At 37.1% G+C, this 14,944-nt stretch carries 13 protein-coding genes; 2 read left to right on the top strand and 11 right to left on the bottom strand.

Translation table 11 applies throughout. The features are described from left to right. The 4 genes from buk to CQZ94_RS05395 form a co-directional block, all read right to left on the bottom strand. Positions 1–1,104 (bottom strand): butyrate kinase, encoded by a 1,104-nt coding sequence (gene buk, locus CQZ94_RS05415; RefSeq protein WP_105584561.1) that lies wholly within the window; start codon positions 1,102–1,104, stop codon positions 1–3. Between the two features lie 87 nt (positions 1,105–1,191). Further along, entirely contained in the window at positions 1,192–2,292 is a 1,101-nt protein-coding gene (locus CQZ94_RS05410; protein ID WP_002145827.1) for a leucine dehydrogenase, read from the bottom strand. Between the two features lie 35 nt (positions 2,293–2,327). After that, positions 2,328–3,227 (bottom strand): phosphate butyryltransferase, encoded by a 900-nt coding sequence (yqiS, locus tag CQZ94_RS05405; protein WP_105584560.1) that lies wholly within the window; start codon positions 3,225–3,227, stop codon positions 2,328–2,330. Positions 3,228–3,422: 195 nt separating this feature from the next. Next, positions 3,423–5,495 carry a sigma-54 interaction domain-containing protein gene (locus CQZ94_RS05395; protein ID WP_105584558.1) on the bottom strand — a complete coding sequence of 691 codons (2,073 nt, stop codon included), beginning with the start codon at positions 5,493–5,495 and terminating at the stop codon, positions 3,423–3,425. A 137-nt stretch (positions 5,496–5,632) separates the two neighbouring features. Here CQZ94_RS05395 and CQZ94_RS05390 point away from each other — a divergent pair, with 137 nt between their 5' ends. After that, complete coding sequence (locus CQZ94_RS05390; protein ID WP_001190193.1) at positions 5,633–5,866, top strand: DUF2627 domain-containing protein; 234 nt, start codon at positions 5,633–5,635, stop codon at positions 5,864–5,866. A 42-nt stretch (positions 5,867–5,908) separates the two neighbouring features. On the opposite strand, the gene CQZ94_RS05385 is transcribed toward CQZ94_RS05390, so the two are convergent. Further along, on the bottom strand, positions 5,909–6,643 hold the full coding sequence (locus CQZ94_RS05385) for a glycerophosphodiester phosphodiesterase (RefSeq protein ID WP_105584557.1): 735 nt from the start codon (positions 6,641–6,643) through the stop codon (positions 5,909–5,911). A 50-nt stretch (positions 6,644–6,693) separates the two neighbouring features. On the opposite strand from CQZ94_RS05385, the gene CQZ94_RS05380 reads away from it, so the two are divergent. After that, positions 6,694–6,840 (top strand): YycC family protein, encoded by a 147-nt coding sequence (locus CQZ94_RS05380; protein ID WP_001247671.1) that lies wholly within the window; start codon positions 6,694–6,696, stop codon positions 6,838–6,840. A 158-nt stretch (positions 6,841–6,998) separates the two neighbouring features. On the opposite strand, the gene spo0A is transcribed toward CQZ94_RS05380, so the two are convergent. The 6 genes from spo0A to dxs all read right to left on the bottom strand — a co-directional run bounded on the left by spo0A (position 6,999) and on the right by dxs (position 14,840). Next, entirely contained in the window at positions 6,999–7,793 is a 795-nt protein-coding gene (gene spo0A, locus CQZ94_RS05375; protein WP_105584556.1) for a sporulation transcription factor Spo0A, read from the bottom strand. A gap of 286 nt (positions 7,794–8,079) precedes the next feature. Beyond that, on the bottom strand, positions 8,080–9,372 hold the full coding sequence (gene spoIVB, locus CQZ94_RS05365; RefSeq protein ID WP_105584555.1) for a SpoIVB peptidase: 1,293 nt from the start codon (positions 9,370–9,372) through the stop codon (positions 8,080–8,082). Between the two features lie 118 nt (positions 9,373–9,490). Further along, a complete protein-coding gene (recN, locus tag CQZ94_RS05360; protein WP_105584554.1) occupies positions 9,491–11,230 on the bottom strand; it encodes a DNA repair protein RecN in 1,740 nt (579 codons plus the stop codon). 270 nt (positions 11,231–11,500) lie between these two features. Beyond that, positions 11,501–11,950 carry an arginine repressor ArgR gene (gene argR, locus CQZ94_RS05355; protein ID WP_002015076.1) on the bottom strand — a complete coding sequence of 150 codons (450 nt, stop codon included), beginning with the start codon at positions 11,948–11,950 and terminating at the stop codon, positions 11,501–11,503. Positions 11,951–12,104: 154 nt separating this feature from the next. Continuing rightward, on the bottom strand, positions 12,105–12,944 hold the full coding sequence (locus CQZ94_RS05350) for a TlyA family RNA methyltransferase (protein WP_105584553.1): 840 nt from the start codon (positions 12,942–12,944) through the stop codon (positions 12,105–12,107). A gap of 3 nt (positions 12,945–12,947) precedes the next feature. Continuing rightward, the gene (gene dxs / locus CQZ94_RS05345; protein ID WP_105584552.1) at positions 12,948–14,840 is read right to left on the bottom strand and encodes a 1-deoxy-D-xylulose-5-phosphate synthase; all 1,893 of its coding nucleotides are present in this window, start codon (positions 14,838–14,840) and stop codon (positions 12,948–12,950) included. Positions 14,841–14,944: the final 104 nt, after the last annotated feature.

Here is a 14,944-nt window from a genome sequence, read left to right as displayed (position 1 = left end):
TCAACCCCTAGCTACTGTTTGTTTTTCTCGTACAACATACTCTTTCGGCGCTTCTTCTTCACGTAATACACGAAGTGCTCCTTCTGCTAACGCTTGTAATTCATCTTCTCCTGGATGTACGATAACATCTGCAATCCAGTGAACACGTTCTTTTATTTCATCGACAAGAATTTTACTGTACGCAAGTCCACCAGTTAATACGATTGCATCGATTTTCCCGTGAAGTACAGCACTAGCTCCGCCAATCTCTTTTGCAACTTGATATGCCATTGCTTTATAAATAAGAGTTGCTTTAGGATCACCTTTTTCAACCATCTGTTCTACTTTAATTGCATCGTTTGTACCGATAAGACTTACAAGTCCACCTTGTCCGACAAGTTTTTTAACCATTTCGTCTCGGTAATACTCACCAGAGAAACACATTTCAACTAATTGTCCTACTGGTACTGTACCAGCACGCTCTGGACTAAATGGTCCTTCTCCGTTTAAGCCATTATTAACATCGATAACTTTTCCTTTTTTATGAGCACCAACTGTAATACCACCGCCCATATGTGTAACTAATAAATTTAAATCCTCATATTTGTGATTTAATTCATCTGCTACTTTACGAGCAACCGCTTTTTGGTTTAATGCGTGGAAAATACTTTTACGTTCCATACCAGCAATACCGCTAATACGAGCAATCGGTTCCATTTCATCTACAACGACAGGATCCACAATGAATGCAGGAATATTTAATCCAGAAGCGATTTCATAAGCTAGAATGCCTCCGAGATTTGAAGCGTGATGACCGCTAAATCCGTTTTTTAAATCTTCTAACATTGCATCGTTTACTGTGTACGTGCCACCTTCGATTGGACGAAGTAATCCACCACGCCCACAAACAGCGTTCAATTTTGAAATGTTAATACCGTGGGAATGTAAAACTTCTAAAATTGTTTCTTTTCGAAACTCGTATTGATCGATAATTCGCTTATATTTTCCGATTTGTTCTTCATCATGACGAATTGTTTCTTCTAAAACGGGTCTTTCATTATCAAAAACACCAATTTTTGTGGATGTACTACCCGGATTAATAACAAGAATTCGATTTAAGGACAATGTTGCTACCTCCACTAATAAATTTAAAAGGAAGTGGAAACCTCATAAGAGGTAACCACACCTTTCGTAAAAGTTGTATATGAATGATTAGCGACGGCTAATAATGTCGTGACCGTTGCGTAAGTATGTGCTACGAGTGTTTTTCAAGCTTGCAATGCGCTCTTCAGCTAGACGATCTGCCGCTACATAAGTTGCTATGCCATCGCGTTTTGAAATTTCGATTACTTTTGCAATTGTGTCATAAATAGACTCAACACGTTTTAATGCACGTTCTCTATTGTATCCATATAATTCGTCTGCTACGTTAATTACGCCACCTGCATTAATAACATAGTCTGGTGCGTATACAATACCCATTTCATGAATGATGTCACCGTGACGATCTTCTTTTAATTGGTTATTTGCAGAACCTGCGATTACTTTTGCTTTAAGTTGTGGAATAGTTTCATCATTAACTGTTGCGCCTAATGCACATGGTGCGTAAATATCACATTCAACACCGTAAATTTCATTTGGCTCAACTGCTGTTGCACCGAATTCTTCTACTGCACGTTGTACAGCTTCTTTATTAATATCTGTAACGATTAATTTTGCTCCTTCAGCGTGTAAATGTTTGCATAGGTGATACGCTACGTTACCAACACCTTGAATAGAAATTACTCTTCCTTCTAGGTTATCTGTACCAAATGCTTCTTTTGCAGCTGCTTTCATACCACGGTAAACACCGTATGCAGTTACTGGAGATGGGTTACCAGAAGAACCGAATGATGGTGAAATCCCTGTTACAAAATCAGTTTCTTCATGGATAATATCCATATCATCTACTGTTGTACCAACATCTTCAGCTGTAATGTATCGTCCGTTTAGTCCTTGAATGTAGCGTCCTAATGCACGGAACATCGCTTCGCTTTTATCTTTACGTGGATCACCGATAATTACTGTTTTTGCACCACCTAAGTTTAAACCAGCTGCTGCATTTTTGTATGTCATCCCTTTTGCAAGACGCAATGCATCTTCAATCGCCGCTTCTTCAGAATCATATGTCCACATTCTTGTTCCACCAAGGGCTGGTCCAAGTGTTGTATCATGGATTGCAATGATTGCTTTTAAACCAGATTCTTTATCTTGACAAAATACCACTTGCTCATAATCATATTTTTCTAAGTATTCGAAGATTTCTAATGTCATTGTCGTTTCCCCCTAATTGTTTTACCCTATTTGGTTTATTTTGAAGCAGTCGCAACTGCCAATGCTAATGAATATACTTTTGTTTCTGCTGAATCAGCACGTGATGTTAAAACAATCGGTGCTTTAGCGCCAGCAATCATCGCTCCTACCTTTGCATTTGCAAAATAAACGAGTGATTTATATAGCACATTTCCAGCTTCAATCGTTGGGACGAGTAAAATGTCTGCCTTACCTGCTACATCACTTACTATGCCTTTATGTTCTGCTGCAATTTGTGATACTGCATTATCTAAAGCAAGTGGTCCATCAACGACACAATTTTTAATTTGTCCGCGGCGATTCATTTGAGTTAACATCGCTGCATCAATTGTCGCTTGCATCGCAGGATTAACAACCTCTACCGCTGCAATTGGCGCTACCTTTGGCAAATCAATTCCTATTGCCTGGGCAACTTCTACAGTATTTTGTATAATAGCAGCTTTTTGTGTTACATCAGGTGCAATGTTCATCGCTGCGTCTGTAACAAAAATAAGACGATCGTAATTTGGAACTTCAAACGCTGCAACATGTGAAAGTACGCTGCCCTTACGAAGTCCCCACTCTTTATTTAATACAGCTTTCAAAATATTTGCTGTTGGGATGTTCCCCTTCATTAGCACATCTGCTTCGCCATTTTTTACAGCTTTAACAGAAAGTTCTGCAGCCTCAGCACTTGACGTTGCTGCAATCACTTCAATATATTCTGAAGTTTGTAACCCATGCTCTTGTAGCATCCCTATTATTTTCTCTTGATTTCCATATAGACGAAATTGAGCTAGCTGTAATTGGATTGCTTTCGCTACAGCTTCAATTACTTCATGATCTTCAGCTACTGCTACAGCCACAGTTTTTTTAGGCTGTCCTGCTGCTTGATCAATTAAGTGTTCTAACTTCATATTTTGTAATCAACCCTTTCCGTCGTCCCTTGTCTATTCATTAAGCAAATATCGTGCCAACTTCCGAAAGTGGTCCTACCAATAATGAAAACGCATTCAAAACGCAGTAAAATCAATACTTTGGAAAACAACGAAATATTCTGTCTCGTTTTGTCATTTTTTGTATACCATGCAATAAATTGCACGGTACGCAATTTATTGCATGCTATTTTTTGCACAGTCGTACTTTTCTAGCTTGTAATATAAGTTTCGAACTGAAATTCCTAACGCTTTTGCAGTCTTCGTTTTGTTCCCATCAAATTTCTCTAAATATTCACGGATAATATTCCCCTCAAATTCTGTCACCAGGTGTTCAAGGGCCTTCTCTTCTAATTCAGGTAATAAATTATTTTGTTTCGTCTCTACTTGTTCTTCTTTATGCAAAGGCGGTAAATGATGTACATCAATATATATCTCGTTATAATTCATAAAGATAATAGCTCGTCCTAAAATATTTTCAAGTTCCCTAACATTTCCTGTCCATTCATATGATTGTAAATACGAAACGGCTGAATCGGTGAGTCCTTCTACATTACGACCATAATCTTGATTAATTTTTTGAATTAACCTTTCTGCAATCGCTGGTATATCTCCTTTACGCTGACGAAGGGAAGGAATTTGAATCGGGATTTTATTTAAACGATAATATAAGTCCTCTCTGAACTTCCCTTCTAAAATAGCTTTTTCTAAATTCACATGCGTCGCAGCAATCACTCGAACATTAATAGGTATCGCTTTCGTTCCCCCTACTTTCACAATTTCTTTTTCTTGTAATACACGAAGGAGCTTCGCTTGCGTATTTGCAGATAACTCTCCGATTTCATCTAAAAAAACACTTCCATTATTCGCTTCTTCAAAGAATCCTCGTTTCCCGCCTCTTTTCGCTCCAGAAAACGCGCCTTCCTCATAACCGAATAATTCACTTTCTAATAAGGTCTCAGAAATAGCAGCACAGTTTACTCGTACAAACTTATTGTATTTTCGATTACTACTGTTATGAATAGCGTGCGCAAATAACTCTTTCCCCGTACCAGATTCGCCTCTAAGTAATACTGTGGCTGGTGTATTCGCTCCAAGTTTTGCCTGTTCAATAGCTGCCGTCGTTTCATCTGAATCGCCAACAATATCATCAAATGAATATTTCGCTTCTAACGTTCGAATGATTTGTCTTGCCCTATTCAATTCATTTGTTAACTTTTGAATTTCTGATACATCGCGAATTACCCCTACGCTTCCTTTCAATATTCCATCAACAATAACTGGTGCTACATTTACAATTACATCCCGCTTCTTTTGCCCAATCTTCATATGTATTCCTCGTACCGCTCGGCGCGTCCGAAGTACTTTCATATGCATACTTTCACCTTCTACAATATCAGTTGTAGCCGGCTTTCCTATAATATCCTCTTCGGTTAAACCCGTTAACTTCGTATAAGCAGGGTTTATAACTAATCCTCTTCCTTTCTCATCAACAACCGAAATCGCTTCCTCAGATGAGTTAATAATCGCCTCAAGTAGCGTTTGAATTTCTTTTAAATCTGTAACTTCTTCCGCTAAATCTACAACTTCTGTAATGTCTTTAAAAATCGCAAATGCGCCTTGAACTTCTCCATCTTCTTTTAATATCGGGATACGCGTTGTAATGATCTTATTTTCATTCTCTAACGTCAGTTCATGATTCACTTCTATTTTTTTCGTGCGTATAATACGAAGCAACTTACTCGTTGGAATAACTTCTAAAATATATTTTCCTATCGCCTCTTCTTTCTTATATCCGATAATACGCTCTGCACTTTTATTAAACAGACGAACTTGTCCCTCTTGATCTATAACAATCATACCGTCATGCGTTGAATTTAAAATTAAATTCCCTTGTTGTGTCTGTTCTTCTAGCTTCCCAATTAAGCTTTCCTTCTCATGCGCTAGTCTCGTAACAATTTTTGCAATATCCCCTGGTATAAGAAGGGTGTCTTTATGCTTGCTTCCCAATAAAACTTTATGTAAATCATAATCACCTGTCATATCAAACATTACATCAATATGCATAGAAAGAAACGGAGTTACACTATCACCAATCAGAATCCCATATTCCTTTGCAATTTGTAGTCCTTTCGCCATTGGATTACTATCAATAATCCCTATAATTTGAAATATATTCGAATTTTGTAACAGACTCAGCAGTGTACTTCCACCTTCACCCGCTCCAACAATTAAAACTTTTTGTTTCATACATTACACTTCCTCTCGAAGTATCTCTGCAAAATTTTTCACATCCTTATCTTACTCGTTCAACAACCTCTTGACAAACCCCCTTTTCATATAACATCATTAAAATAAACAAAATAATCTGAAAAGGAGCGTTATGTATGCAGCGTTACCTCGCTCTATTATTAGCACTCATCCCGATTTCATTAGCCGTGCTTGGTATTAAACTAATGAGAGATACTGTATTTGGGATTTTATTCTCCCCAATCCCTATATTATGGTTACAATTTTTAATCGGCGCTCTTTGCTTTGCACTCGGGTTTTATATTTTCGGCGGCTTCGTCTTACACAGAGATCGTAAGAGAAATAAAGTACAAGCCCGCTTCAGAAGATAGAACAAAGTTTTCACATACCGATAAAAAAATGAGACCATTATATTAGGTCTCATTTTTTATCGGTAATAAAGTTCTTGCTGTTTCAGGATAATCAGTAATAATCGCCGATATGTTCATATCAAAATATTTACGCATAAGCGTTTCTTCATTTATCGTGTAAGGACGAACCTCTACACCACTTTCCATCGTTAATTCAGCGATGGCATCTTGAAGATAACGATAATTCGGATGAACTGCAGTAGCACCCATCTTTTTTGCATATGCCCACGGGCTATGCAAACCTTCACGATACAAAATAGCTGTTTGAATATCAGGAGCTATCATATGGCACCTCTTCATACTGTAGTGATTAAAGGAAGAAAAAATAGTCCGATTCTCTAAACTAAACTTACGTACAAGCGTTATTACTTCTTCCTCTAAGCCTCTATATGGAATTATATTATTTTTCAGTTCAATATTAAGTAGCAATTGCGTTTTTCCAAGCCATTCCAGTACCTCTTCTAAAAGAGGGATTTTACAAAAACCTACTTTTTCACTAAATTTATAACTTGCATCTAACTTACATAAATCTTCGTATAAATAATTTCGAACAGCACCTTTTCCATTCGTCGTTCGATTCACAGTTTCATCATGAATGACGACAACTTTTCCATCTTTCGTTAATTGAACATCGAGTTCAATTCCGTCTGCCCCGAAAGCCTCCGCTGCTTCAAATGAAATCATTGTATTTTCCGGATACGTTCCCGCCGCACCACGATGTGCAAATATAAGAGTCATCCTCACTCCCCCAATCTTATGCTATACTATACGAAAAAGGAGGTACTTCTATGAGACCATTACAAATTTCTCCAGACACTGCAGTCCGCCTATCAAAAGCGTTAGGTGTTCCACTTGAACAACTTATGCATATGCCACAGCATATTTTAATACAAAAGTTAGTTGAATTAGAAAAACAAAATAAAGACGAAGAATAATATAGTCCTGTTTTGCAGGGCTTTTTATTATCACCCATTATATCACGGATAACTTACCCACTAAAATTATGAATGCATGGAACAACAAAATAAAAGATCAACGAGTGTTTTAAACTCATTGATCTTTTATAAAAAAATTTATTTTGAATATACTAATCTCAGCTAGCCTTATGTTCAAGTCTTAGCTTATCCGCAACCATTGCGATGAACTCGGAATTCGTAGGTTTTGCTTTGGACATCGATACAGTATAACCAAATAAGGACGAAATAGAATCAATATTCCCACGGCTCCAAGCTACTTCAATTGCGTGACGGATTGCGCGCTCGACACGACTTGCTGTTGTATTATATTTCTTTGCGATATCTGGATATAATACTTTCGTAATAGATCCTAGTAATTCGATATCATTGTACACCATAGAGATTGCTTCTCGTAAGTACATGTACCCTTTAATATGAGCTGGTACACCAATTTCATGAATGATACTTGTAATACTCGCATCTAAGTTTTTCGGTTTTCCATCGATCGTTGTTGCTGATCGGAAAGATGGTAATGGACGTTTAATAGTAGCACTTTCCTTACCACTAACTTGACGAATATGACTTGTTAAATTCTCCATATCAAATGGTTTTAATATGAAATATGATGCCCCTAAATCAACCGCTTTTTTCGTCACATCTTCTTGTCCGAATGCTGTCAACATAATAACGCTAGGTTGTCTTAACCTTTCAATATGTCGCATTTTCTCTAGCACAGCTAGACCATCTAGATGTGGCATAATAATGTCTAAAACGAGTATATCCGGCTGCTTTTCTTTCAATAAGTTTAAACATTCTTGACCATTGTAAGCAGTTCCGATAACTTCCATATCATCTTGGGCAGCAACATAACTCTCTAGCATCGATACCAATTCTTTATTATCATCCACAAGACATACTTTAATTTTCTCCACAGTTTTTCCTCCCTTACCGAATCGATTCTTCCGACATGTGTAAGCTTCTAGGCTACATGAATTGTTCGACAATTGTGTGAAAATTCCCTTTAAAGTTTCTTACTTTCCGATAAAATCACAAAAAAATATGTTTATCGTTCATTTTTTTACTTTCGCAACACATTCCATCATAGAATTACAGCGAAACGTTCAACCCTTTGCTTATATCTTACAACAAAAAACAGCTCTTGCGGAGCTTTTACAAAATTTCAACGAATTTTTCAAAAGAAAAGCGAGCTAATATGTATTAGCTCGCTTTTTTCTCTTGATCATAAATATTAATTCCAGCCTCATGTAACATCCATTCAATATGAACACCGTATCCTGACGTTGGATCATTTATAAATACATGTGTAACCGCACCAATTACTTTCCCATTTTGTACAATCGGACTTCCACTCATTCCTTGTACAATACCACCCGTTTTTGCTAGTAAACGTTTATCTGTCACTTTTATAACCATACCTTTTGTTGCCGGGAACTTTTGTGGTACCGTACTAACAACTTCAATATCAAACGCTTCCACCTTATCTTGATCAATAACTGTTAATATTTTCGCTGGCCCTTCTTTTACTTGATGGGATAAGGCGATAGGCATTGCTTTATCCATTATGCCGTTTGTCATATTTGTGTTTAATTTCCCAAAAATACCATACGGGCTATTTATTGTAATATTACCAATCACTTCACGATCCGGTGAAAATCTTGCTAATTTTTCTCCCGGGTTCCCGTGACTTCCTCTTTCAATAGACGTTACTGTCGAACGCATAATTTGTCCATCTTCTACTTGAATTGGCTTTTTTGTATCATTATCGGAAATTACATGACCAAGCGCTCCATATTTCATAGAATCTGGATGTACAAATGTCATCGTTCCGATACCAGCTGCTGAATCACGAATATACAGTCCAATTCGGTAAGAGGATTCACCATTGTCTTTTTGTGGTGTTAGCTTAGCACGAATATATTTTCCATCTCTTAATAAAACAAGATTAAGCGGTTCACCTGTTTCTCCACTATTATGAATAAATGGTGCTACATCACTCATTCTTTCAATTGTTTTACCATTGATTTCAGTAATCATATCTCCAATCTGTACACCAGCTGTTTCACCAGGAGATACTTTACCCTTTTCAGTTTGAATTAAATGATGGCCTACAACAAGTACACCTTTTGTGTTCAATTTTACACCAATTGATTGTCCACCTGGAATAACTTTAAAATCTTTTAATACTTTCACATTTACTTTTTTCACTGGAAAACCAGCAAGTTGAAACACCATATCAGCTTCACCATTTTGGTGAGAATTTACCATAAGTTCTTGTTCATTTGAACTTACAGTAAATACATTACGATTTGTAGATGCAGCCTTAAAAACTGGTAATGATGCTATTTCTGATTGTTGTCCTTCAAAAACAACAAGTTGCTTCGGCGATGAAATAAACGTTCGAAGCGGTTTAAAACATCCAATAAAAACTAGAGAAACAAGGAGACAAAGACCTATTATTTTTCGAAATCTTTCTAATTTCAATTTGTTCACTCTCCTCGCTCCTACCCCACATTCAGCCTCTTGGCTTCACTTTTTAATCTCTCCTTGCAGTGCTTTATTTATAACCGGAAGAATTAAGAAATCGTCATTTGAGAAAAAAAGCTATCCATTACTGGATAGCCTCTGCTGTCTGTTTGAAATGATGCGCTTGCGTAAGTAGCTCTTTCGCATGCTCTGTCGTTAAATCTGTAATTTCAACACCAGAAATCATTCGAGCAATTTCTGTTACTTTTTCATCCGTACTTAACACAGTAACCGATGTAATCGTCCGATCATTAGCCACTTGTTTTCTAATAAATAAATGCGAGTCCGCCATTGAAGCTACTTGAGGTAAGTGCGTAATACAAAGTACTTGCGAGTTTACTGATACACGATAAATTTTTTCCGCAATAGCCTGTGCAACCCGACCACTCACACCCGTATCCACTTCATCAAAAATAACAGATGCAACACCTTGATGCTTAGAAAAAATGCTTTTTAAAGCTAAAATAATACGAGATAACTCTCCGCCAGAAGCGACCTTTGAAAGTGGCTTTAACGGTTCACCCGGATTCGTTGAAATATAAAATTCCACATGATCGTAGCCATCCGCCGTAAGTTTTACCGGTGTTCCTTCCACGAGGGGTTCTTCTACATTTCCTACCCTCTTCATAATTCTCACTTCAAATTTCGTTTTTTCCATATATAGTTCTTTTAATTCTTTATGAATAGCGCTTGTAAGATGATCTGCAAGCTCATGACGCATAGTACTTAACAACGTTGCTTCTTTTACAATAACACCTTCTAATTTCGTTAATTGCTTTCTCGTCGTTTCAATATGTACGTCTTTATTTTCAATCGTAAAAATTTCTTGTTCGATTTTATCAGCATACGCTAAAATCTCTTCTACAGTATTTCCATACTTTCTCTTTAACATACGGATTTCATTCAAACGTGTTTCAATTTCATCTAGACGTTTCGGATCATATTCCATCATATCTAACTTTTCTCTAAGCTGGTATGCAACTTCTTCTAATAAGTAATAACTATTTGCAATTGAATCATGATTTTCTTGATACGCTTCATCTAAGTGCGTAATACTCTCCATTTGTCCCATTGCATTTCTTACGTGATCTAATCCCTGTCCGTCTCCACTTAACGAACGATACGCATCTCCTAATGCTTTATAAATCTTTTCAAAATTGGAGATTTTTAATCGTTCCTCAGTCAATTCATATTCTTCATCCATTTTTAAATCTGCCTTACGAATTTCTTCATGTTGGAATTGAATTAAATCTAGACGATGGGCCATTTGTTGTTCATTTTCACTTAAAGATTTCAGCTGTTTTTTTAACTTCTCATAGTCTGTATATACATTTTGATATATGTTCAATTGTTTAACAATGCGATTTCCATCAAAATGATCAAGCATAAACATATGACGCTCTTCATTCATTAAATCTTGTGTTTCATGCTGCCCATGAATATCAACTAGCGTTTTTCCAATCTCTTTTAATATGCTGAGTGTAACAAGTTTCCCATTTACACGACAGACACTTTTTCCGTTCGCAGCGATGTCACGCTTCAAAATAATCATGCCATCTTCTATTTCTATATCTAACTCTTCTGCCTTTGCGATACATGGATGCTTGTCATCTTCTACATAGAATAATCCTTCTATCTCAGCCTTTTCTGTTCCATATCGAACAAATTCTGCTGAACCACGGCCACCAACAAGCAAACTAATTGCATCAATAATAATAGATTTTCCAGCTCCTGTTTCACCACTTAAAACGGTTAAACCTTTTTGAAAAGAAATATTTAATGCCTCAATAATAGCAAAGTTTCTGATCGATAATTCCGATAACAATGCCCCATTCACCTCGTTATAAACTAATCCCCTATTAAGGGCTTTTCTCAGTATTCTTCATTCAAATAGTTATACTGTATGTTTGTATGTATAAATTACTCTTCTAACCCGCTCCATTGTACCAAACATTCGTTTTACGGGTCAATCCACCTATTTTCTAACTTCATTCAAAAAAAATACTGTATTGTATTTGAAAATCCGTATTTTTCGCCAATAAAAATATCTTGTTTACTTTCCACTTTACAGAGGAAAGTAAACAAGATTTTTCTGTTACAGCATATTTAAGAAACGATCAGAGACAACACCTGTATCTTCAGGTGTACGGCAAATAATTAAGCAAGTATCATCACCACAAATGGTTCCGACGATCTCATCCCACTCTAAATGATCAATAAGTGCACCAAGTGAATGAGCGTTACCAGGCAATGTTTTTAGCACAAGCATATGTCCTGCCGTGTCTAATTTTACAAATGAATCCACTAGATTTCGTTTTAATTTTTGCAACGGATTAAATCGTTGATCTGCTGGCAAGCTATATTTATAGCGACCATCATGTAACGGCACCTTCACTAAGTGCAGTTCTTTAATATCGCGCGATACTGTTGCTTGCGTTACATTAAACCCCACATTACGTAAAATATCAACTAGTTCATCTTGTGTTTCAATTTCTTTGTTCGCAATAATTTCCCTGATTTTAATATGGCGCTGACCTTTATTCATACATTTGCACCTCACACTATCTCTTACCATAGTTTAAACATTGGTATACTTCATTTATTTATGTTAACGTATAATCCGTTACTTGTACACAATTGTTTTTACAATTATAAAAACAATCATTATAGGATTACAACAAAAAGAGGAACAACATATGTTATTCCCCTTTCCCTTTTTGTTTTAGAACATCATGCGCTTCTGTAACAACTTGCTCAATAGAAACTGGAGAATGATTTTCGCCATTCTCACGCTCACCGTGCCACTTTAGATGAATTAAAAATTCAATATTTCCATCTCCACCCGTAATTGGTGAGAATGTTAAACCTTCGACATTATAGCCTTCCTTAAGAGCAAAATCGACAATCATTTCCACGACAGCTTCATGTACCTTTCTATCACGAACAATGCCTTTTTTCCCGACTTGTTCTCGTCCAGCTTCAAACTGAGGTTTAATCAATGCAGCTACATCACCATTTGGCATAAGCATTGTTTTTAAAACCGGCAATATAAGCCTTAATGATATAAATGAAACATCAATACTTGCAAACTGCGGTAAACCACGCTCTAAATCTGCCGGTGTCACGTAACGGAAGTTCGTTCGTTCCATCACAACAACACGCTCATCTTGACGCAATTTCCACGCAAGTTGATTATATCCTACATCTAATGCGTAGGATAACTTCGCCCCATTTTGAAGCGCACAGTCTGTAAAACCACCAGTTGATGAACCAATATCTATCATAACTTTATCTTGTAAATCAAGTTGAAATGTTTCTAATGCCTTTTCAAGCTTATAACCACCACGGCTTACATACGGCATAACTTGCCCTTTCACCGTAATCTCCGTATCTTGCGAGATTTTCTCCCCTGGCTTATCGAGTCTCATTTCATTCGCATATACAAGACCTGCCATAACAGCACGTTTAGCCTTCTCACGCGTTTCTATAAGTCCTCGCTCTACTAATAGTACATCTACTCTTTCTTTTTTTACGCTCATTTGTTACGCCCTTTTTTGTTTTGATGGAATCATTGTATGAATACGGTCTACAACAGCATCTGTCGTTAAACCAATTTCTTCTAACAGTTTTGTTACACTACCATGCTCTATGAAGCGATCAGGAATACCCATTCGTTCAATTAAAGCACTATGGTATCCGTTCTCAGAAGCAAATTCAACTACTCCCGTTCCAAAGCCACCGATTAAACAAGCCTCTTCAATCGTTAAAATCGGTATATTTTTCCCTAAAAGCTCATGTAAGTATGCTTCGTCCATCGGCTTAATAAAGCGAGCATTCACTACTTTCACTGATACTCCAGCTTGTTCAAGACGCTCAGCTGCTTCCATTGCCATCGAGATTGTCGTACCAAACGTTAAAATTGCTGCTTGTGTGCCTTCTTTTAACGTTTCCCATGTACCAATTGGAATCGCCTTTAATTCTTCATCCATTTGAACTCCAAGTCCATTGCCGCGTGCATAACGTAAAGCAATCGGTCCATCTTCGTATTGCATCGCTGTATATACTAAATGTTGTCCTTCATTTTCATCTTTCGGCATCATAAGTACCATATTCGGCAAATGACGTAAAAACGAGATGTCAAATACACCTTGATGCGTTTCACCGTCTGCTCCAACTAATCCAGAACGATCTATTCCAATGAAAACATTTAAATTTTGGCGACAAATATCATGAACAACTTGGTCATATGCTCTTTGTAAAAACGTTGAATAAATTGCTAAGAATGGCTTCATTCCTTGCGTTGCCATACCAGCAGCCATTGTTGTAGCATGCTGCTCTGCAATACCTACATCAATCATACGATTCGGAAATTCTTTTTGGAATTTCTCAAGTTTCGATCCAACAGGCATTGCAGGCGTAATTGCAACGATACGTTCATCCGTTCTCGCTAGCTTAAGCACTGTTTCACTAACAACAGCACTCCATGCTGGTGCAACTTCCTTCGGTTTAACGAAGTCACCTGACTCAATTTTATACGGTCCTGTTCCATGCCAAGTTCCAATAACGTCACTCTCAGCTGGTTTATAACCTTTTCCTTTTTTCGTAATAACATGAACAAGTACTGGGCCTTTTGTTTTCTTTGCATATTGCAACGTTTCGAATAACTTTTCATAATCATGCCCATCGACCGGACCTAAATATGTAAAGCCTAATTCTTCAAAAAAGACGCCTGATACTAGTAAATATTTTAGACTATCTTTTATTTTCTCTGCTGTCGCAGCAACTTTCCCGCCGACTGCTGGGATTTTCTTCAATATATACTCTAGTTCATCTTTTACCCAATGGTACTTCCCTGCGGTACGTAAACGACCAAGTACATTATGAAGTGCACCGACGTTTGGTGCAATTGACATTTCATTGTCATTCAAAATAACAATCATGTCCGTTTTTTCATGCCCAATATGGTTCAATGCCTCTAAAGCCATTCCGCCTGTTAATGCACCATCGCCAATGATTGGTATAACGTATTCTTCCGTTTTCTTTAAATCACGTGCTAGAGCCATTCCCATTGCAGCAGATAACGACGTCGAACTATGACCAGTTTCCCAAACATCATGCTCACTCTCGCAGCGTTTTGGAAAACCACATAGACCTTGGTATTGCCTTAATGTGCCGAATTCTTTCGCACGCCCTGTTAAAATTTTATGTACATAGGATTGATGTCCTACGTCCCATAAAAACTTATCTTTCGGACTATCAAATAATTTATGCAGAGCAATTGTGAGTTCTACTACACCTAAATTAGGTGCAATATGTCCACCTGTTTGAGAGAGCTCTTCAATTAAAAACTTACGAATATCCTCACTCAACCCCTCTAGTTCACTGATAGACATATCTTTCAAAAAACTAGGGTTTTGAATTTGCGTTAGATCCACATGGATCACTCACTTTCATTTCATAATCTGTCAACATGTCAAATATTATAAGAAACATTTAAACAACACAAGAAATTATCTTTTCTATTCTTCTTATCTTGTCC

This window comes from Bacillus sp. MYb209 (genome assembly GCF_002975175.1).
In the GTDB taxonomy this organism is placed as follows: domain Bacteria; phylum Bacillota; class Bacilli; order Bacillales; family Bacillaceae_G; genus Bacillus_A.
Note: the sequence above shows the minus strand (reverse complement) of the source record. Positions and strands in the feature narration are given on the sequence as shown.

Coding starts and splice junctions, on each gene's coding strand:
- CQZ94_RS05410 (WP_002145827.1), bottom strand. CDS start 2,292: ATGACATTAGAAATCTTCGAATACTTAGAAAAATATGATTATGAGCAA.
- yqiS (WP_105584560.1), bottom strand. CDS start 3,227: ATGAAGTTAGAACACTTAATTGATCAAGCAGCAGGACAGCCTAAAAAA.
- CQZ94_RS05395 (WP_105584558.1), bottom strand. CDS start 5,495: ATGAAACAAAAAGTTTTAATTGTTGGAGCGGGTGAAGGTGGAAGTACA.
- CQZ94_RS05390 (WP_001190193.1), top strand. CDS start 5,633: ATGCAGCGTTACCTCGCTCTATTATTAGCACTCATCCCGATTTCATTA.
- CQZ94_RS05385 (WP_105584557.1), bottom strand. CDS start 6,643: ATGACTCTTATATTTGCACATCGTGGTGCGGCGGGAACGTATCCGGAA.
- CQZ94_RS05380 (WP_001247671.1), top strand. CDS start 6,694: ATGAGACCATTACAAATTTCTCCAGACACTGCAGTCCGCCTATCAAAA.
- argR (WP_002015076.1), bottom strand. CDS start 11,950: ATGAATAAAGGTCAGCGCCATATTAAAATCAGGGAAATTATTGCGAAC.
- CQZ94_RS05350 (WP_105584553.1), bottom strand. CDS start 12,944: ATGAGCGTAAAAAAAGAAAGAGTAGATGTACTATTAGTAGAGCGAGGA.